General features: G+C 26.2%; 15 protein-coding genes and 1 pseudogene. 11 read left to right on the top strand and 5 right to left on the bottom strand.

The genetic code is table 11. The features are described 5' to 3' along the window. Positions 1 to 336 precede the first annotated feature (336 nt). The 3 genes from ACTCCZ_RS06215 (at position 337) to ACTCCZ_RS06205 (ending at position 4,515) form a co-directional block, all read left to right on the top strand. Positions 337 to 873: a hypothetical protein gene (locus ACTCCZ_RS06215; protein WP_079577782.1), complete on the top strand. Its 537-nt coding sequence runs from the start codon at positions 337 to 339 to the stop codon at positions 871 to 873. Between the two features lie 170 nt (positions 874 to 1,043). Continuing rightward, positions 1,044 to 2,159: a metallophosphoesterase family protein gene (locus tag ACTCCZ_RS06210; RefSeq protein ID WP_079577783.1), complete on the top strand. Its 1,116-nt coding sequence runs from the start codon at positions 1,044 to 1,046 to the stop codon at positions 2,157 to 2,159. Continuing rightward, positions 2,143 to 4,515: an AAA family ATPase gene (locus ACTCCZ_RS06205; RefSeq protein WP_228145295.1), complete on the top strand. Its 2,373-nt coding sequence runs from the start codon at positions 2,143 to 2,145 to the stop codon at positions 4,513 to 4,515. Before ACTCCZ_RS06210 ends, ACTCCZ_RS06205 begins: the two co-directional genes overlap by 17 nt. Positions 4,516 to 4,589: 74 nt before the next feature. Here the strand turns inward: ACTCCZ_RS06205 and ACTCCZ_RS06200 are convergent, their stop codons facing one another. After that, positions 4,590 to 5,807, bottom strand: a complete 1,218-nt coding sequence (locus ACTCCZ_RS06200) for an IS256 family transposase (protein ID WP_079577784.1) — start codon at positions 5,805 to 5,807, stop codon at positions 4,590 to 4,592. Between the two features lie 218 nt (positions 5,808 to 6,025). Beyond that, a pseudogene (locus ACTCCZ_RS06195) lies at positions 6,026 to 8,260 on the bottom strand (methyl-accepting chemotaxis protein); the annotation flags it as partial. Positions 8,261 to 8,407: 147 nt separating this feature from the next. Here ACTCCZ_RS06195 and dbpA point away from each other — a divergent pair. Beyond that, positions 8,408 to 9,778, top strand: a complete 1,371-nt coding sequence (gene dbpA, locus ACTCCZ_RS06190) for an ATP-dependent RNA helicase DbpA (RefSeq protein ID WP_463187200.1) — start codon at positions 8,408 to 8,410, stop codon at positions 9,776 to 9,778. On the opposite strand, the gene ACTCCZ_RS06185 is transcribed toward dbpA, so the two are convergent. Then, on the bottom strand, positions 9,779 to 9,976 hold the full coding sequence (locus ACTCCZ_RS06185) for an SHOCT domain-containing protein (RefSeq protein ID WP_079577787.1): 198 nt from the start codon (positions 9,974 to 9,976) through the stop codon (positions 9,779 to 9,781). It abuts the gene before it with no gap. 171 nt (positions 9,977 to 10,147) lie between these two features. On the opposite strand from ACTCCZ_RS06185, the gene ribA reads away from it, so the two are divergent. From ribA to ACTCCZ_RS06155, 6 genes are all read left to right on the top strand, one after another. Further along, positions 10,148 to 10,723 (top strand): GTP cyclohydrolase II, encoded by a 576-nt coding sequence (gene ribA, locus ACTCCZ_RS06180; protein ID WP_079577788.1) that lies wholly within the window; start codon positions 10,148 to 10,150, stop codon positions 10,721 to 10,723. 66 nt (positions 10,724 to 10,789) lie between these two features. Beyond that, positions 10,790 to 12,931, top strand: a complete 2,142-nt coding sequence (locus ACTCCZ_RS06175; protein ID WP_159445725.1) for a methyl-accepting chemotaxis protein — start codon at positions 10,790 to 10,792, stop codon at positions 12,929 to 12,931. A gap of 110 nt (positions 12,932 to 13,041) precedes the next feature. Then, a complete protein-coding gene (locus ACTCCZ_RS06170; protein WP_079577790.1) occupies positions 13,042 to 14,067 on the top strand; it encodes a cytochrome-c peroxidase in 1,026 nt (341 codons plus the stop codon). Between the two features lie 337 nt (positions 14,068 to 14,404). Then, positions 14,405 to 15,406 carry a TRAP transporter substrate-binding protein DctP gene (dctP, locus tag ACTCCZ_RS06165; RefSeq protein ID WP_079577791.1) on the top strand — a complete coding sequence of 334 codons (1,002 nt, stop codon included), beginning with the start codon at positions 14,405 to 14,407 and terminating at the stop codon, positions 15,404 to 15,406. Between the two features lie 4 nt (positions 15,407 to 15,410). Next, the gene (locus ACTCCZ_RS06160) at positions 15,411 to 15,974 is read left to right on the top strand and encodes a TRAP transporter small permease (RefSeq protein ID WP_079577792.1); all 564 of its coding nucleotides are present in this window, start codon (positions 15,411 to 15,413) and stop codon (positions 15,972 to 15,974) included. Positions 15,975 to 15,989: 15 nt separating this feature from the next. Next, positions 15,990 to 17,273 carry a TRAP transporter large permease gene (locus ACTCCZ_RS06155; RefSeq protein WP_079577793.1) on the top strand — a complete coding sequence of 428 codons (1,284 nt, stop codon included), beginning with the start codon at positions 15,990 to 15,992 and terminating at the stop codon, positions 17,271 to 17,273. Between the two features lie 27 nt (positions 17,274 to 17,300). On the opposite strand, the gene ACTCCZ_RS06150 is transcribed toward ACTCCZ_RS06155, so the two are convergent. Next, on the bottom strand, positions 17,301 to 18,797 hold the full coding sequence (locus ACTCCZ_RS06150) for an HD domain-containing protein (protein WP_228145296.1): 1,497 nt from the start codon (positions 18,795 to 18,797) through the stop codon (positions 17,301 to 17,303). A gap of 327 nt (positions 18,798 to 19,124) precedes the next feature. Here ACTCCZ_RS06150 and ACTCCZ_RS06145 point away from each other — a divergent pair, with 327 nt between their 5' ends. Next, positions 19,125 to 19,253: a FeoB-associated Cys-rich membrane protein gene (locus tag ACTCCZ_RS06145; protein ID WP_099311355.1), complete on the top strand. Its 129-nt coding sequence runs from the start codon at positions 19,125 to 19,127 to the stop codon at positions 19,251 to 19,253. 11 nt (positions 19,254 to 19,264) lie between these two features. Here the strand turns inward: ACTCCZ_RS06145 and ACTCCZ_RS06140 are convergent, their stop codons facing one another. Further along, positions 19,265 to 20,641, bottom strand: coding sequence for a PhoH family protein (locus tag ACTCCZ_RS06140; protein WP_079577795.1), 1,377 nt, complete (start codon positions 20,639 to 20,641; stop codon positions 19,265 to 19,267). Between the last annotated feature and the right edge of the window lie 3 nt (positions 20,642 to 20,644).

Raw genomic sequence — 20,644 nt, 5'->3', positions numbered from 1 at the left:
CAGATCCATACCGAACCTGGAAGTCAAGCACTTCTGCGCTGATAATACTGCACCTTTCAGGTGTGGAAACGTAGGCCTCTGCCAGCTCTTGAGTTTTTATAAGCCCTTATCTATTTTAACTTATTTAAGTTATCTTAGATATGGGCTTTTTTTTTAGCCTTTACTTTATTTATTGCTTATTCTGCCTTACATTTACTCTTTTTATTTTTATTCCTTACATCTATATTCTTTTACAGGTTTGCCTTTTTATTTATTGTTTCTTTTTATATTATTAAACGATTAACATCATATTAAAATTTAGTAGATATAATATCTAATATTTTATAAGGAAAAATAATGAGTGATAGACTACATGAAATTATTGGGCAAATTGGTATATTTCATAATGAATTTATTAAAAATAATAAGATTAAAGATGTTGATATTATATTAGATGAACTAGCAAATGAAGAGGAAGATTTATTAAATCATTATTGTAAACTTTTATTGCAATATTATTTTCAAGAAAATGATATAGAAAATGTGAAAAAATTACTTTTAGCAGGCTATAAATTTGATATAAAAATGGATGATGTTCAAGCTGCATTTTGTAATATAAAGTCTGGAAAAGAAAATGTTATTGAGTTTCTAGATGAAAGTGTTGTTTTTTTAAAAGATACAAATTTTGAAAAGCCTTTAGAGCAGATGTATAAGTATTATAATTCAAATGAAGAGAATAAAGCCAATTTAGAACATGCAATTTCTGTTATTCAAAAGAATAGATATGTTTGTTCATATGCTTATAAAAATAAGAATAAAGAGTATGCAAAACTATTTTTAAATGAAGGTTTACTTGAGAGTTTAAAAAGAGATTTGCCTTATTTATTAAAATAATACTTATATAAGTAATGATGTAATTAAAGCTATGTATAGTGCAATAACTATTACCAATAAAGCTGAAAAACTTAACATAATACACCTTTTGATTTAAAAGGTATATTATATTTTTAATAAGTAAAATTATTGTGACTTTTTACTTTAATTTTATATTGAATGGATAAATTTTGAAGATTATACATTTTAGTGATACCCATTTAGGTTTTAATGATTTAGATATATTAAATAGTGATGGTATAAATCAACGTGAAGCTGATTTTTATAAAGCATTTGATGATATAGTTCAAAGTATTATTAAGATTAAACCTGATTATATTATTCATACAGGGGATTTATTTCATAGGAGTAGTCCAAGTAATAGAGCAATTGCATTTGCACTAGATAAATTTGCATACTTAAATAGTTTGAATATACCTATAATTTTAATTGCAGGAAACCATTCTACTCCAAGAACTATAAGCTCAAAACCTATTCTTTCAATATTCGATAATTTTACCAATATTTATTGTGCTTACTCATGTAAATATGAATCTTTTGAATTTGATAATATTATATTTCATACTATTCCTCATTTAAATGAGGAAAATGCTATTTATAATGAACTTGATAAATTGGAATCTTCTATTAAGAATACGAAAAAAAATATCATGATGTTACATTGTAGTGTTGGAGCATCATATTTGATGAGTGAGTTTGGAGAGTTTGTTTATCCTAAAGATAAAGAGTATATTTTTGAGAAAATGGATTATGTTGCCCTTGGACATTGGCATGGATTTTCAAAAGTTGGAAAATATGAAAATGTATTTTATAGTGGAAGTAGTGAAAGAACTTCTTTAAATGATAAAAGAAACAATAAGGGATATATTTTAGTAAATCTAAATAATAGTTTAGAGCTTGATTTTAAACATATTTCAATTAGACCTTTTTATAGCTTTGAGATTGATGGAAATGATTTTGAAAAAGAGCTAAGTTTAATCGATAAATCAAATCTTAGTGGAGCAATTATACAAGTTATAATAAAAAATTTAACAGCTTTAAAATCTATAGACATCTCAAATCTTCAAATAAAAGAGTATTTTACTAATTGTTTGCAAGTTCTTGTTAAAAGAGAGTTTATAAAAGAAGAAGATTTTAAAGTTGATGATATACAAGCAATATCTTTAAAAGAGTATTTTACAGAGTTTTTAGAAGAATATTGTACAAAAGATGAATATGAAAGATTAAAGTCTAAATCAGATGAACTTTTTGCTAAGTATGAGGAAAGTTATGATGATATTAACTAAACTTAGTTTAAAAAACTTCAAGAAATATAAAGATTTTGAAATAGACTTTTATGATGGACTAACTGGAATAATTGGAAAAAATGGAAGTGGAAAATCAACTATCTTTGATGCAATACTATTTGCATTATATGGAGAACTTAAATCTAAAGGTTCAAAAGAGTTAATTAAGAATGTAAGAGCAAATAGTAAAGATGAATTGATTGTATTGCTTGAATTTGAGTTTGAAAATCTAAACTATAAAGTAATAAGAGAGTTTAGAGGAAAGAATTTAAATGCAATTGCAAAACTTTATAAAAATGATGAATTAATTGTAAATGGTGCAAAAGATGTAACTAAGTATATTATTAATATGACAAAAATGACAAAAGACGCATTTTTAAATACACTATTTGCTTCACAAAAAGAGTTAACAAGTCTTAGTAGTTTAGATAATGAACATCGTAAAAAGATGATAAGAAAACTTTTAGGATTAGAAAAAATTGATCAAATTGAAAAATTTTTAAAAGAGAGTATTTCAGATTTAAATAAAGAGATAAAGAGTTTTTCTTCTTTTTTATTAAGTATTGAGCAAGTAGATGAATATGAAACACATATTAAAAATTATAAAGAGTCTTTAAAAATACTAAAAGAGAAAATCAATTTAAGAGAAGAACAAAAACAAAAACTTATAGATGAAGAAAAATTAATTAAAGAACAGTTAGTTCGTTTTGAGAAGATAAAAGAACAAAAAAATGATTATCAAAATAAAATTAAACTTTTTGAGTCAAAATTAGAATCAACAATAAAAAATATAAATGAATTGCAAACTCAAAAAACTCAATTAGAAGCAAAAAAAGAAGAGTATAAAATAAAAAAAATTCTCAAAAGTGATTATGAAAAAATTGTAAATAGTTTAAAGCAACAAGATGATTTAAAAGAAAAATATTTAAAGAAAATTGGACTTATAAAAGAAAGAGATGAGTTAAGACTTGCATATAAAAAACAAAAAGACGATATAAAGTTTTTAGAAGAAGAAATAGTAAATATTAATTCTGTGCAATTAGAACAAAAAGAGCTAAAAGATAAAATAAAGTTGTATCAAAAACAGCTACAAGATAAAAAGATTGATGAACGAGAACTTAGGGATAAAATAGCAGGAGAACAAAATCTAATTAAAGATACTAAATCAAAGATTCAAACTATTCAAAGTTTAGGTAAAAACTCTAAGTGTCCTACTTGTACTAGAGAACTATTAGATGATTATGATAAGGTTTTAAATTCATTGTATGAGCTAATAGAAAAAACTTATGAGAAAAATATTTATATTTATGAATCAAAATTAGAAGAATTAAATAAAAGAATTGAAATAAAACAAGATGAGTATGATAAAACTGTATTAAAAGAAAAAGAGATTCATTCCAAACTAAATATTTTAAATGAAAGAAAAAAGGATTTATTAAAAAGTAAATCATATTTAAATGATATAGAAACAAGAGGAAAAGGAAATAACGAAGCTATTGAAAAACTTCAAGAGTATATATATGACAAAAAACTACATGAAGATATGATTGATAAGTTTCAAAATTTAAAAGTTGAATATGAATATTTAATAAGTTTAGAAGCACAATTGCAAGGTGAAAATAAATTACTCATCTCTTTAAAAGAAGCAGTAAAAGAAAAAGAGTCTTTAGTTTTAAAAATAAGTCAATTGAAAAATGATGTAAAAGAGATATTATATGATGAGAATACTCATATTTTATTGAAAAAGAATTTAGATGAAACTCTTAGAAAAAAAGATGATTTAACAGAATTGCTTTATAATAAAAAACTTCAAGAATCAAAAATTAATGGTGAGATAAATAGTATAAATAACAGATTAAAAGAGAATGAAGAGCAAAAAATAAAACTTCAAGTTAAGATTGAAGATTTAAATGATTATACAAAATTAAAACTATCTATGGCTGAGTTTAAAACAAATATTAATTCAAAAATTGCTCCAAAAATATCTCAAATTGCATCAAATATGTATTCTAAAATTACAAAAGGGAAATATCAATTTATAGAAGTTTCAAATGATTTTGATTTTTATATTTATGATGATGGGAAAAAATACCCAATTGAAAGGTTTAGTGGTGGAGAGGTTGATTTGGCAAATTTAGTTTTACGAATTGCTATTTCAAAAACATTAATGGAGTTAAATGGAAGTTCTCAAATTGGATTTTTAGCATTTGATGAAGTTTTTGGAAGTCAAGATGAAACTAGAAGACTAGAAATACTTGAGGCCTTTCATACAATAAAAGAGCAATATAGGCAGATATTTTTAATCAGTCATGAAACAGAAATTAAAGAGATGTTTGAAAGATTAATTGAACTATAGAAGTGAGACCGTTATAAATTCGGGAGTGTTAGAAATTCTGTGTCAAGTCACCTAAAGTAACAAATTCATACTTGTTACAACTCTAAATAGTTATCCAATCTCCCTTCGAAAAATATAGCAAGTTGGGAGATTGTTAAACTCCAATTATGAACTGGTTGAGTCCATTTTTCTTTTGCATTTAATATTCCCATATACAACAATTTTAAAAGTGAATTCTCATTTGGAAATGCTCCTTTTGTTTTGGTTAATTTTCTAAATTGCCTATGCACTGATTCTATAATATTAGTTGTATACATTATCTTTCTAATTGCAGTTGGGTATTTAAAATAATAAGATAAATTCTCCCATTTATTTTGCCAAGATTGAAGTACTATTGGGTATTTTTTACCCCATTTTTCATCTAGTTTTATAAGCTCTTCTTCTGCAAGTTCTTTTCTTGTTGCTTGATATACAAGCTTTAAATCTCTCATAAACTCTTTTTGATCTTTAGAAGCTACATACTTCAATGAGTTCCTTATTTGATGTACAACACAAAGTTGTACTTCTGTTTTAGGAAATATCGTCTTAATAGCTTCTGGAAAGCCTTTTAGTCCATCAACTGAAGCAATTAGTATATCTTCTAATCCTCTATTATTTAAATCAGTTAGAACACTAAGCCAAAAATTGGCTCCCTCACTTTGAGATAGATACAAACCTAGAATATCTTTTTTACCATCAATTCCCATCCCTAAAACTGTGTAAACTGCTTTTGTTACATACTTTCCACCATCTTTTATTTTATAATGTATTGCATCAAGCCAAACAAATGGATAAATAGATTCTAAGGGTCTACTTTGCCAAGCTTTTACCTTATCTATAATTTTATCTGTAATAGCATTTATTGTTGCACTTGATAATTGTATTTGATATATCTCTTCAATATGTTTTATAATATCTCTATAGCTTAATCCCAAACCATACATAGATAATATTTTTTCTTCTATTTCATTAGATATTGTTGTTTGGTTTTTCTTTACAAGTTGTGGTTCAAAAGAACCTGTTCTATCTCTTGGAGTATTCAATTCAAAGGAACCACTTGTTGATTTTATTGTTTTAGAGGTTTTACCATTCTTTCTATTTTTATTTCCAGCAAATACATCTTGAGTTATATGAGAATCTAATTCTGCTTCTAAAGCAGCTTCTACTAATTGTTTCACCAAAGGAGCAAGTACTCCATCTTTACCATTTATATTTTTACCTGCAAGTAAATCTTGTACTGCTTCATTAAAATCAAATTGTTTTTTCTCTTCCATCTATATCAATCCTTATAATATTTATTATATCAGATTGACACAGATTTTCTAACACTCCCATAGAAGTAGATAATCTACTTCTATATGAAATATTAGAAACTTTCCCAATCATCATTTGATGTATTATCTGAAAATTTATTATCACTTTTTATTCTCTTTTTTACTTTAGAGTTTTCTTTATTTTGAAAGTTGTGATTTGTTCTATTCTCTTCTTTTTCTATTGTGATACTATTTTTTCCATCAAAATCTTTTGCATCTGCATGTTCAATAATCATATTTGATATTTCAAGAGTTTTTTTAGCAATAACATCAGCTTGTGAAGCATTTTGAGCATTCTCTTGTGTTATCTTATCTAAGTTATTTACTGCATCATTTATTTGAATCATACCTGTTGATTGCTCTTTACTAGCAGTTGTAACATTATCTATTAAGTCTAAAGTTTTAGTAATATTCTCATTTAACTCTTCATAACCTGTAATCATATTATCAGCAACTTTTTTACCTTCAGTTGTTTTTTGTTGTGCTTGTTCAACTAAATCTTTAATTTGTTTTGCTGCTTCTGCACTTCTGTTTGCAAGATTTCTTACTTCTTGAGCAACAACCGCAAATCCTTTTCCAGCTTCACCTGCTGTTGAAGCTTCAACAGCAGCATTTAATGATAAAATATTTGTTTGAAATGAGATTTGATCAATTACTGTAATTGCTTCTGTAATTGCATTAGTTTGATTATTTATATCTTCCATAGAGCTAGCTGTGCTGTTTGCTAATTCTCTTCCTGAAGATACAGAGTATTTAACTTTTTCACCGTAACTAGCCATTTGAACAGTTGTTTCTGTGTTATTTTTGATATTTGATGTTATCTCTTCTAGGCTTGCTGCTGTTTCTTCAAGTGATGTTGCTTGGCTATTTGCAGCATTTGCAATTTGATCCATGTTTAAAGTTAGTGTATTTGCACTTTGATTAAGAATTAAGCCTGTTTTTTTATTCTCTATTAATGTTTCTGTAATTACATCTCTTAAAATATTTACATCATCTTCAAGCTCTTTTATTATACCCTCAAGATTATTATCTTCAAGTTTTGGTTTAAAATCTAATTTTGAATATGAATTAAGAACTGTCATAATATTTTCAAAGTTAGAATTTAATGTTTCAAGCATCTGATTTATAATATTTTTTAATTCACTTAATGCAGGATTGTTCGAGTCTTCTGAAATTCTTGTATCTAAATGACCTTTATTAATCTTATTTGCTACTTCAATTGTATTTGCAATCAATCTTTTATCAGCTTGAATATTTGCTTTTGTTTTATTGATATTTTCATTGATAAGTTTAGACATCATTCCTAACTCATCTTTTGAATCAACAATTTCAAGATTTATATCATCTTTTTCAAAGTTAATAAAAGCAAAAAAGTCTGTTAATCCTTTTCTTACTAGATCAACATCTATTAATATTGTAAATGCAATAGTTCTTGCTAAAATTAGAGTAAGTAAAACACCAATTGCACTTAAAATACCAAAAAGTATCATTTCATATTTAGCATCACTCATCTCATTATTAATTGTTTCAATTAAATGTTCAGCTAAGAAATTTTCTACTTTTTTTAATAAATTAATTTTTTTAGTAATTGTATCAAACCAATAGGCTGCATCTACTCCAAAATTTGAATCTTTTTGACTATAAAGTGCAGTATTCCTCATCTTATTTACTTCTTCAACAGCTTCTCCTCTTACAGTTTGTGCATAAAAGTTTTTTGCTAAGGTGTCAGAAACTTTTAAAAATGAATCCATGTAAGAGTTTTGTGCTGCTATAAGATTGTAAAACTTTGCTTTCATTCCAGGTCCAAAATTGTCCCTTGCAAAAGTATTTGTTCCAACAGCCCTTTCAATCCCAGCTCTCTCTTTTGAAAGTAAAAAGTTCATGTATGCAATCAAGTCTTGTGAAACTTTGGCATTGCTTGAAAGTTTTGTAATACTACTAATAGTATTTAAAAGCATGGCATTTGTGTTTGTATAATAGCCTATTGCATCAGAAGTTTTTATTTGTAAATTTGTAACTTCTGATCTAATCTTTGATAATCTTGTAAGATTTTGTAAACTATTTTCAAGATTACTTCTAAACTCTTCAGAGTAGTTATTTTCATTAAAGTTTGATAAAAAAGCTTTTATATCTTGAAGCTTATTATCTGTTAGATTTCGTTGACTTGGAAGCTTATTTTGAAACTTTGTTCCTTTACTTCCTAAATAACCAGCTGTCATACCTCTCTCTTTTTGAGTTTCATGTACTAAAGCACCTATTTTTGTAGAAAGTATAATAACTTTATCTAATTGCTTTAAGTTATCATTATATTTATATGAGTCATAACCTAATTTTGCTGCTAGTAGAATAACTACGCATAAAGGTATTGACATTATTAATATAAGCTTTTGCTTTATCGACATTCTAGAAAGCATTGTGACCCCTTTTTGACACTTTATTGTTTTTTTAATGTTGCCTATTCTTTTATTATTAATTAGAATATATAAATATTGCTTAATAGCTTTTTAATTTTTTGTTTACTATTTTGCAAAATATGTTATAATACTAATTAAAAAGGTTTCATTATCTCAACATTTAATTCTCTTAATATTTCTAAAGAACTTTTAGAAAATCTTAACTCTTTAGAGTTTAAAAATATGACTAAAATTCAAGAAAAAACTCTTCCTTTATTACTTAATAATAGTGATGTAATAGCACAAGCAAAAACAGGTAGTGGAAAAACCATATCTTTTAGTATTCCTCTTGTTGAAAAGTTAGAAGTAAAAAAGTTTACAATTCAATCAATGGTGATTTGCCCAACAAGAGAGCTAGCAAATCAAGTTGCACAAGAGATTAAAAAACTTTGTAGGCATATTCATAATGTAAAAGTTTTAACTTTATGTGGAGGAGTTCCTTTTAAGCCACAAGCAGCTTCATTAAAACATAAAGCGCATATTGTAGTTGGAACTCCTGGAAGATTATTAAAACATATTAGTGAAAATAATATAGAGTTAGAAAATATTAAGACATTAGTTTTAGATGAAGCTGACAAAATGCTTGATATGGGATTTTATGAAGATGTGATTTCAATAGTTAATGAATTGCCAAAAGATAATAGACAAACTTCATTATTTTCTGCAACTTTTGAAGAAAATATAAAAGTTTTAGCAAAAGACATTTTAAATAATCCAATATTTATACAAGATGATGATATACACTCAAATCAAAAAATTACGCAAGTTTTTTATAAGATTGCACAAGCTTCAAAAACTTCACTTATTCCTTCTTTAATCTCATCAAATAAAGCAAGTTCTGTTTTGATTTTTTGTAATAGAAAACTAACTTGTGAAGAGTTAGCAGATGAAATATTTGAATTAGGCTTTGATTGTGTTGTTTTAAACAGTGATTTAGATCAAAAGCAAAGAGATGAAACTATTGTACTTTTTTCAAATAAATCTTATCCTATTATGATTGCAACAGATGTTGCTTCAAGGGGATTAAATATTGATGATATTGATTTAGTTATAAACTATGATGTAGCAAAAGATGAAAAAGTCCATATCCATAGAATTGGAAGAACTGCTAGAGCACAAGCAAAGGGTAAAGCAATTACTTTATATACCAATGAATATGAAATTGAAGAAATAAAAGAGCTTTATAATGATATTGAATTTAGTTCAATACAAAATTTAGAAGATGATTTATCTTATAATTTAATGCCAGAATATAGAACTTTATATATTAATGGTGGCAAAAAAAATAAATTAAGAGCTGGTGATATTGTTGGTGCATTGATTCATCAAGTAGGTTTAAAAAGTGAGGATATTGGTAATATTGATATTTTTACATTTCACTCTTATGTTGCAATAAAAAAAGAGTATGAATTAAAAGTCTTAAAAGAATTAAATAACAATAAAATCAAAGGTAAAAAATATCAAGTCTATAAAAGGTAATTACTTTTTATAGCTTGATTTTTTTAAGTCTTCATACTCTTCTTTGCTTATTTCACCTTTTATATATCTTTGTTTTAATTTTTCTAGATTTTCTTGTTTCTTTTTTCTTTTTTTTGAAAAAACAATAATAAATATTACTAAAAAAATAAAAAACACAGCTAAATAATAACTAGAGTGCATAAACCCATGTGCATACATCAATAATCCTTTTTTTAATTATATACTAACAATCTAAAAATTTTGTCTATTTGACATATTAACAAAAAAGTTTAAACTAAAGAATAAAATATTAATTATGCAACTTAGTTGCACTTAAGAAAAAAGTTATATAATTCAAAAAAAACTATTATAAATATAAAGAAGATTATTATGGATATAAAAACATCAAATATAGCAAATTTACCTAGCAAACATGGAAAATTTAGAATAAAAGCTTATAAACAAGACAATCAAGAACATCTTGTAATTATGTCAAGAGATTTTGAAAAAATAGAGTCTCCTTATGTAAGAATACATTCAGAATGCTTAACCGGAGATACCTTAGGTAGTTTAAAGTGTGATTGTCAAAATCAACTTGAGTTAGCATTGAAATTTATAGGTGAAAAGGGTGGCTTGATTATTTATCATAGACAAGAGGGTAGAAATATTGGTTTATTAAATAAAGTAAATGCTTATGCTTTACAAGATAAAGGTAGGGATACCGTTCAAGCAAACTTAGAACTTGGTTTTAAAGAAGATGAAAGAGATTATAGTGTTGTTGATTTTATTTTTAAAGATTTAAATATTAAATCAATAAAATTAATAACAAATAATCCTAAGAAAATAGAGTATGTTGAATCTTTAGGTGTAAAAATTACCCAAAGAATATCAGCAATAACAAAATCAAATGTATACAATGAAAATTATTTAAATACAAAGAAGGAGTATTTTGGGCATTTTTTATGATTATATTGTAATCAACTTGTAATAATATTTTGGCAAAATCTGCCAATATTAATGTCAAGGAAAAAAATGAAAAATCTTTCTGTTAAATTAAAGCTATCAATATCAACAATTATAGCAGTGGTTGGACTTACTGCTATTACTTTGTTGATGTTTTTAGCAATTTCTAATGTAAGTAATATTAATAAAGCTTCCCAAGATATAGAAATTCTTCAATCAAAAATGTTAAAATTAAGAATTAATGAGAAAAACTTTTTAAATAGTTTAAATATAAATTTTGCGCAAGAGTTATTAAAAGATTATAAGGAATTAGTTAATCATACAAATAATCTTAATAGTTTGCTTGTTTCAAATTCTATTAGCACAAAACAAATTGATAATTTTTTAGAATCTTTAAAAGAGTATAAAACTATTTTTGAAAAAGTAGTAAGCAAACAAAAAGAGATTGGACTAAATCACAAAGATGGCTTGTATGGAAGTTTAAGGAATACAGTTCATAAAGTTCAAAAAATTGGTGATGAGGTGGGTTACCAAACTATGAATGTTAAACTTCTTGAATTAAGAAGACATGAAAAAGATTTTATGTTAAGAAAAGATAAATCTTATGTGGATAAGTTTAATTTAACAATTAGAAAATTAAGATTTGTTGTAAGAAGTAATAAAACACACATTAATAAAGAACAAAAAAAACAGATATATTCAAGCTTAAAAAAATATAGAGAAGATTTTTTAGCATTGGTTCAAGCTGAAGAGATTAAAGGACTTTCTAATAATGAAGGACTTTTAAAAGATATGAAAGATATAGTTTTAAAAAGTGAAGAAATACTTAAAACAGCTGTAAATGAAGTTTTGACTCAATCTAAATCAAAGGTTAATAAACTTAAAACTTTTGCTTTTGTATTAGCTTCTGTTATGATAATACTTTGCCTTTTCTCTTCTTATTATATTGCTAATCAAGTTATTTCTAATATTAATAAATTTCATAAAGGTTTAGTTGGATTTTTTAGTTTTTTAAATAATCATCAAAATAAAAGTGTTGATGAAATAAAGATTGATTCAAATGATGAATTTGGAAGTATGGCTAGGATTATTAATGAAAATATTCAAAATACAAAAGAGAATATAAAAAAAGAATCAGAATTAATTGCTGATACAACAAATGTTGCTAATATGATAAAACAAGGACATTTAAGTAAGAAAATATCTGTTAGTTCAAATAATGAAACATTAAATGAATTAAAAGATGTGATTAATCAAATGTTAGAAAATATGAGACAAAATATTTTAACAATAATGAATGTTCTTGGTAGTTATAGAGATTATGATTATACTAAATTTGTTGATTCTTCGAAAATGCAAGGAAGTATGGAAAAGTTAGCACAAGATGTAAATAGTGTAGGGCATACAATAACTCAAATGCTAAAAGATAGTAGAAAAACAGGAATTTATTTAGAAAATGATTCTAATTCTTTAACACAATATGTAAATGCATTATCACAAATTTCAACTCAACAAGCTGCTAGTTTAGAAGAGACAGCTGCTGCAATAGAAGAAGTTACTACAAATATCGAAAATACAACAAGACAATCAATAAAAATGTCAAAAATCTCAAATGAAACTAAACAAGCAGCCTTAAATGGTAAAAATATGGCATCTAAAACAGTTAAATCTATGGAAGATATAAATGAAACAGTAACTAATATAAATGAAGCAATAACTGTAATAGATCAAATAGCATTTCAAACAAATATTCTAAGTTTAAATGCAGCAGTAGAAGCTGCAACTGCTGGTGAAGCTGGAAAAGGATTTGCAGTTGTTGCTCAAGAGGTACGAAATCTTGCTAGTAGAAGTGCACAAGCTGCTAAAGAGATTAAAGAATTAGTTGAAAATGCAACTTTAAAAACAAATGATGGGAAAACTATTAGTAATGAAATGATTAAAGATTTTGAAAAACTTGAATTAAAAATATCTGAAACAACACAATTAGTTGAAGATGTTTCAAAAACATCAAAAGAGCAAAGTGAAGTTATGGTACAAATTAATTCAACAATGTCAGAATTAGATAGAAATACTCAAGAAAATGCAAAAACAGCAGAAAATACAAATATAATAGCGCAAAAAACAAATAAACTAGCAATCAAAGCATTAAAAGCAACTGATGATAAACTTTTTGAAGGAAAAGATGAAATTGTAGCAAAAAATATCTATTAGACTTAAAAAATATTTAATAAAATAAAATAGTACAAAAAATTTATACAATTAATTTTCAATTAATAATAATTATCCTATAATTAAAATTATTTTAATATAAGGGGAATGAGATGAAGTTAAGTAAGACTTTAAGTATCTTTGCATTAAGTGCAAGTGTTATGTTTGCAAGTAGTTCTTTAGTAACAAAAGCACAAAATAGTGGTTTAAAAGCAATACCACAAAGTCAATTAGAATTATTAAAGCTAATTGATGATAAAAATGATCCAATTACTGATGAAAAAGTAGAGTTGGGTAAAAAACTATATTTTGATCCACGAATTTCAAAAAGTGGAATTATTTCATGTAATACATGTCATAACCTAGGATTAGGTGGTGCTGATGGTGTTTCTGCTGCTGTTGGTCATAAATGGACTGCAAATCCTCACCACTTAAACTCTCCAACAGTTTATAACTCAGTATTTTTTGATGCACAATTTTGGGATGGAAGAAGTGCACATCTAGCTGATCAAGCTCAAGGTCCAGTTCAAGCAGGTCCAGAAATGGCAGCTCCAAAAGGTTTAGTTGAAAAACGAATCAATTCAATACCTGAATATATAGAAGAGTTTAAAAAAGCATATGGAGATAATGTAAAAATTGATTTTGAAAAAATCACATCAACAATTGCAATCTTTGAGAAGATTTTAGTAACTCCTTCAAGATTTGATGACTTTATGAATGGAAAATCAGATGCATTAAGTAAAGCTGAGAAAAAAGGTTTAAATACTTTTATTGATAAAGGTTGTGCTTCTTGTCACAATGGAATAGCACTTGGTGGGACAATGCAACCATTTGAAACTGTAGCTAAGTATTCATTTGCAAAAGCTGGAGATTTTAAAGGTGATAAAAATGGAATGGCAAAAACTCCTACTTTAAGAAATGTTACAGAAACAGCTCCATATTTTCATAATGGACAAGTTTGGTCTTTAAGTAAAGCAGTTAAAGAGATGGGTTATACTCAATTAGGAGTAAAAATCTCAGATAGTGAAGCAAAAGAGATTGTAACTTTCTTAAAAGCATTAAAAGGAAGAAAACCTGTAGTTACTTATCCACAATTACCTGAATCAACTCTTGATACTCCAAGACCTGATTTTAACTAAAAATATTATATCTCTTTAGGTTCTAACCTAAAGGGATAATTTCTAAATAATTTAAATTATCTACTAAATATTCTATTTTTATGTTACTTTTTTCATAAATTTAAAAATTTACAATTTTACTGTCATTTTTTTACTATAAAGTGCAATTTTTGGTACTCAATGCGTGTAAAAATTACACAAAATGTGTAAAAAATGATTTGTAATTAAGAAAAAAGTTATCATAAACATGTTAAATTTTTATAGGATTGATATAATATGCAATAAGTGTTGTATCTTGTATTTAGTGAATTTTATTGTTTACTTTAAAATCATTTTAGATAAATTTAGGAGAAATACAATGAAAAACAAGTTTATTAAAGGGCTATTAGTTAGTAGTATCTTAGCCGTATCTACACAAGCTGCTACATGGAAGTATGCTATTGAAGAGAGTATAACTGATGTACAAGGAGTTTATGCAACTAAATTCAAAGAATACATTGAAAAAAATTCTGATAATAAGATCAAAATTTATCCTTATGGAACACTTGGTGAGTCTGTAGATGTAATGGAACAAGCTCAAGCTGGTATTTTAGAGTTTGTTGATCAATCACCTGGTTTTACAGGAACACTAATTCCAGAAGCACAAGCATTTTTACTTCCTTATGTTTTCCCTGAAAATAGTAAAGCAATTGATAACTTTTTCAAAAATTCAAAAGCTATCAATGAAATGTTTCCTAAGCTTTATGCAAAACAAGGTTTAGAACTTTTAAAAATGTTTCCAGAGGGTGCTGTTTCTATTACGACACAAGAACCTTTTACTAAACCTGAGGACTTAAATGGTAAAAAAATTCGTGTAATGACTTCACCATTATTAGTTGAAACTTATAAAGAGTTTGGTGCAGTTCCAACGCCTTTGGCTTGGGGTGAGGTTTATGGTTCACTACAAACAAAGATTATTGATGGTCAAGAAAATCCAATGTTTTGGATTGAGTCTGCAAAACTTTATGAAGTATCAGAGGTTATAACTGATATAGGACATAATATCTTTACAACAGCTGTAATGGCAAACAAGAGATTTTTTGATTCACTTTCTAAAGAGAATAAAAAGTTAGTTAAAAATGCAAGTGAATATGCATTTAATTATATTTTAGATTATCAAAAAAGTATAATCAAAAAAGCAAAAGAAAAAATCAAAAAAGATAAACCATCAATTAAATTTGTAACTTTAACAGATGAACAAAGAGAGCCATTTAGAAAAGGTGCTCAAAAAGTTTATAAAAAATTTGTTGAGTTAACTGGTAAAAGTGGTGAAAAAATATTAAATCAGATGCTTGAAGATTTAAAAGAGGCTTCTAAGTAATATTATGGATTATTATAGGAAAGCTTCTAAAACCTTTCAAAATCTACTTGATTTAGTAGATAATAGCTTAAGTAAGATAGAATCTATCTTACTTGGCACAGGTGTTCTTTTAATGGCAGCTAATACAATTATTAATGTTATTGGAAGATTTGTTTTTGACCACAGTTTTTTCTTTAGTGGTGAATTAAATAGAATTTTAATTGTTCTTATTACTTTTGCAGGTATTGGATATGCTGCAAGAAAAGGAAGACATATTAGAATGTCTGCTCTTTACGACGCTTTACCAAAGAAACTTCGAAAAGTGTTTATGATTTTTATTACACTTTGTACTTCAATAGTTATGTTTGGACTTTTTTATTTTTCATTGGGATATATTGATAAACTAATGGATTCAGGAAGAATTTTACCTGCTTTACAAATACCTGTATATACAACATATGTTTGGGTTCCAGTAGGTTTTTTTGTTACGGGCGTTCAATATTTTTTAACAGCAATAAAAAATTTGATACAAAAAGATGATGTATATTTATCAACAGAAGTAATTGATGAATATCATGATGTTGATTAGAAGTGGGAGAATAAAATGGCTTTATTAATTTTTTCAGTTATGTTGGTTCTTCTGCTACTTGGTTTTCCAATGATTGTACCTTTAGTTGCTGGAACTTTTGTTGGATTTTTAGAAATTTTTGGTGATGTTAGCAAAATGGAGTTTGTAATACAGCAGTTTCTAGCAGGTATTAAACCAGCTTCTTTAGTTGCTGTTCCTATGTTTATTTTTGCAGCTGATATTATGACAAGAGGTCAATCAGCAAATAGATTGATTGATATGGTTATGAAGTTTATTGGACATATAAAAGGTGGTTTAGCTGTTAGTACATCAACAGCATGTACTCTTTTTGGTGCAGTATCAGGCTCAACACAAGCTACTGTTGTAGCTGTTGGTTCTCCTTTGCGACCTAAGATGTTAAAATCTGGATATAAAGACTCATTTATTCTAGCTTTAATTATTAATTCTAGTGATATTGCTTTTTTAATTCCTCCTAGTATTGGAATGATTATTTATGGAGTAATTTCAGAAACTTCAATTGCAGAGTTATTTATTGCAGGAATTGGACCTGGACTTTTAATACTTGTACTTTTCTCAATTTATAGTGTAATCTATGCTGTTATAAATGATGTTCCAACAGAGCCAAAGGCAAGTGCTGCCCAGAGATTAAAAGCTGTAAGAGATGCTCTTTGGCCACTTGGATTTCCTGTTATTATAGTTGGAGGTATTTATGGTGGTATCTTTAGTCCAACAGAAGCAGCTTCTGTTTGTGTTTTATATGCTTTAATTTTAGAAGGTTTAGTATTTAAAACAATGGGCTTTAAAGATATTTTCGATACTGCTAAATCAACAGGGCTTATTACAGGAGTTGTATTTATATTAGTTGCAGCAGGAGCTGCGTTTTCATGGGTTATATCATTTGCTCAGATTCCTCAAGAGTTATTAGCTTCAATAGGAATTAGTGAAATGGGACCAAAACAGATTTTATTTGTTATTTCACTTGCATTTTTTGTAGGGTGTATGTTTGTTGATCCTATTGTTGTAATACTAATTCTTGTGCCAATTTTTGCACCAGTTGTAAAAGAAGTAGGACTTGACCCTGTTTTAGTTGGTACTTTAGTTACTCTGCAAGTAGCAATAGGTTCTGCAACCCCACCTTTTGGTTGTGATATCTTTACAGCAATTGCTGTATTTAAAAGACCTTATATTGAAGTTATTAGAGGTACCTTACCTTTTGTATTAATACTATTTTTTGTAACTGCATTACTTATCTTTTTCCCTCAAATTGCACTTTTTTTAAGAGATTTAGCTTTTAAATAATAAAATAGACTTCAAAAGAAGTCTATTTTATTCGCTAAAGATATTAAATAAAATTGATTTTAACTCTTCTTTCATCTGTTTGTTTAGATATTTTTTATTGATATAAATATAAAATGGAACAGTATTTCTCATAGAGTGTTTAAGTCTTTTTCTAAGAGTTGATACTTCATCTATATTTACTAGTTCATCACCATCATAAAAACAAAAATCTTTTTCAATTCCTAAACTAAAAGATACAATTTTATATGTTAAAAAGGCTTCCTTTTTTTCAACTTCCCACTTATTTACAAAACAATCAAGAGCTTTTTGTAGTTTTTTCATTCTAAAATCTGTTATATACCCAAAACTTTCTCTAAATTTGTATCTTTCAACTGTTGTAAAATCCAATACTTTATAAAATTCATTTAAGTTTTTCCAAGGGCTTGAAAATACTCTTTTGCCAAAAAGTACCTCTTCAAAACAGTATAAATATTTTTGATCCCTTCTTGTTAAGTTTTTATTATTTTTAATTTTAAAGTACTCATCTTTAAAAAGACTAATTAACCAATTTTCATCTAATAAACTAACAATATCTAATCTTTTTGATATATTTTCATCTTCAAAAAATTTCCAAAGCATAGAAATTGAGTATGAGAGTTTTACTATTTCTTCATTGCTATTAAAAAAATTATCAGATAAGTATTGAACTACATTTTCTAAAACTGCATCGGTTTTTGCAATGCCATGGTTATAGATTACTTTTTTATAAAGATTAAATCTAAGTTCTAGCATATGTTCGATATCAATCAGTGACATATCTAAAAAACTAAGTACAAATTTATCATATTTTTTTACTAAGATTGTTTGTTTTGTAATTCTAATATGATCAATTGGTCCTGTTATATATCCACTTGAGAGCATATCTCTATTTATATAATCTAATCTATCTGAATCAACAGTTCCATCAATATATTTATGTAGCACAGCAAAATCAAAACCATTATAATTTTTATCTTCAAGTATATATTTTGCAACTATTTTTAGAAGTTGTATATAGTCTTTATTTGAACTTTTTTTTACAAGTTTTGTAAGTTCAAAGTCAAAAAGTAAATCTAAAAGTTTTTTTCCTATTGCCTCATGTAAAACTAAAGTTGAGTTATTAGTAATATCTTCATAAAGTCTTTTAAACTCTTTCTCTTTTTCAAGTAAAGTATTTTTTTCTAATATCTTTATATAGACTTTTTTTAAAGCATGTTCTACTTGATGAGAAAAAGGTAAGTGTCCAACATCATGAAGTAATCCTACAATTCTCATTGTTTGAAGTAGTATTGTATAAACTGCTCTTTGAGATTTTGATTTTGTAGGAATTGTGAATTGATATAGTGCTTTATTATCAAAATATTCTAAATCTTTTATTTGTAAGTCTAGTTTATTCTCTTTTATTATACTTTTTATTACTGCTTTTGCTTGTTTTAAAAATTCATCTTTAGTATCTTTATCTGCATTTAAAAGTGAGTTTTTAAACATAAATGAACTTAAATGCATTGTTCCTAATGAGTGTATAAATCTTTTTGTTGTTATTGATGGATAAGAAAAGTATGCTAATGCATTTTGTGTAATAAACTGTAACCTGTTAACTATTTTAGTTTGTAATAGTTTATCTTCTAATTTAGTGTACTCTATATGATTGTATATAGTATCATTTATTAATCTATTGTGTATTATTATAAATCCCTTTTGTTTTTTATTATTATATTTTTATCTAACAATAAAATTGCTTAATTATATATTATTACAAAAATTTATTGCATTATAATTACTAAAGTTAAAAAAGAGTATTATTTTAATAATGATTATTAATAAGGATATTAAATGACAACAGAAGATTATATTATTATTGGTATTGCAATTGCTTGCTTATTTTATTTATATAGAAAAACTTTTAAGAAAAAAGGTGATTGTGGTTGTGGCGGTGGTGGAAACTGCTCAAGTAAAAAATAGAGTTTTATACTCTATTTTTTATTTTTTTCAAAAATTCTTTCTGTAAATTCTGCAAATTTCCCTCTTACTGCTTTGTCTAATTCTATTGCAAACATATTTATCTCTTCATGTTTTTTTGATGTTTGTTTTAATAATGTGGTAAGTCCATTATTATATTTATTTAAATATAGATTATCTATTTGTCTATTAGAACCAATGACTATTGCCATACAAGATTCATCTAATCTACTTAAAATCAACTGACTTGTTTTTTCACTTGAATTTTGCCATTCATCCATGATTACTATGGAGCTATTTAAAGTTCTTCCTCTTGCTTCTCCAGGCCATAATGTTTCTATGCAATATTTTGAAGTAAGTTCACTTATTTTTGATTCAATTGATTCTTTATTCTCTTTATTCTCATTTTTTCTTAGTTGTTTTTTTGCAATAAACTCTAATGTATCTGATAATGCCATATTGTATATTCTAAATTTTTCATCATTTCCTGCTAAATATCCTATATCTGCACCTTTATCTAGGGATTCAATAGAGTTTCTTACATAAACAATTTTGTCATAAAAACCTAAATCTATTAGTCTCATTGCTGATACTACTGATATTAGTGTTTTACCACTTCCTGCTTTTGCATCAATTACAAGTAAATCATACATATTTGATAAAATAGCTTTCATAAAAAGTTTTTGTTTTAAGTTTACAGGTTTAACATTTAAAGCTTTAAAATCAGACTCATTTAAAAGATTTATTTTTTCATTTATTATAATTGCAAATGCTTTATTTCCATCACTACTTTCAAAACAGTAAGAAAAGTTTTCATTGGTGTAATTTTTGTCAATGGTTTTTATATCTACTTGCTCTAAAGTATTAAATAATGAAGAGTCTAAGTTTATATATTTAATAAATTCAAAAGTGGGAACTGTTGATTTATCATCATGTAATGTTTCAGCTTTTAAACCTTTAAAAAGGGCAAATGTTCTAGCATAAACATCAAGTGAGACAAAAATAGTTTGGGCTCCTTTATAATACTCTTGGGCTAAAGCAGCTGTTTCAATGATTCTTTTGTCATTGCTTTCACTCATGTGTGCTTGTTCAATTTGTGATTCATAGATATTTTTTGAAATAATATCTAAACTAATCTCTTTATTAAAAAGTTTTACTACTTTATATCCAGTTTTATAATCAACTTCTTTGATTTTCATTTTAGCTAGTAATCTAGCAAACTCTCTTGCATAAAAACCCAATTCATTAACTAATTTTTTCTTATCTTCAAGCTCTAATAAAACAGTTTCAGGAATTACAATTTTATTGCTTTTATTATCTGAAATTCTATTTAGATTTTGAATGTTTTGTAAGATAATATTAGTGTCTAGTACATATATTTTTTCTTTCATAAA

The organism is Malaciobacter sp. (genome assembly GCF_055140965.1).
This window is presented reverse-complemented; position numbering and strand designations above follow the sequence as displayed.

Coding starts and splice junctions, on each gene's coding strand:
- ACTCCZ_RS06185 (WP_079577787.1), bottom strand. CDS start 9,976: ATGTATGCACATGGGTTTATGCACTCTAGTTATTATTTAGCTGTGTTT.
- ACTCCZ_RS06170 (WP_079577790.1), top strand. CDS start 13,042: ATGAAGTTAAGTAAGACTTTAAGTATCTTTGCATTAAGTGCAAGTGTT.
- ACTCCZ_RS06145 (WP_099311355.1), top strand. CDS start 19,125: ATGACAACAGAAGATTATATTATTATTGGTATTGCAATTGCTTGCTTA.
- ribA (WP_079577788.1), top strand. CDS start 10,148: ATGGATATAAAAACATCAAATATAGCAAATTTACCTAGCAAACATGGA.
- ACTCCZ_RS06175 (WP_159445725.1), top strand. CDS start 10,790: ATGAAAAATCTTTCTGTTAAATTAAAGCTATCAATATCAACAATTATA.
- ACTCCZ_RS06150 (WP_228145296.1), bottom strand. CDS start 18,797: ATGCATTTAAGTTCATTTATGTTTAAAAACTCACTTTTAAATGCAGAT.
- ACTCCZ_RS06160 (WP_079577792.1), top strand. CDS start 15,411: ATGGATTATTATAGGAAAGCTTCTAAAACCTTTCAAAATCTACTTGAT.
- ACTCCZ_RS06155 (WP_079577793.1), top strand. CDS start 15,990: ATGGCTTTATTAATTTTTTCAGTTATGTTGGTTCTTCTGCTACTTGGT.
- ACTCCZ_RS06205 (WP_228145295.1), top strand. CDS start 2,143: ATGATGATATTAACTAAACTTAGTTTAAAAAACTTCAAGAAATATAAA.
- ACTCCZ_RS06200 (WP_079577784.1), bottom strand. CDS start 5,807: ATGGAAGAGAAAAAACAATTTGATTTTAATGAAGCAGTACAAGATTTA.
- ACTCCZ_RS06215 (WP_079577782.1), top strand. CDS start 337: ATGAGTGATAGACTACATGAAATTATTGGGCAAATTGGTATATTTCAT.
- dctP (WP_079577791.1), top strand. CDS start 14,405: ATGAAAAACAAGTTTATTAAAGGGCTATTAGTTAGTAGTATCTTAGCC.
- ACTCCZ_RS06140 (WP_079577795.1), bottom strand. CDS start 20,641: ATGAAAGAAAAAATATATGTACTAGACACTAATATTATCTTACAAAAC.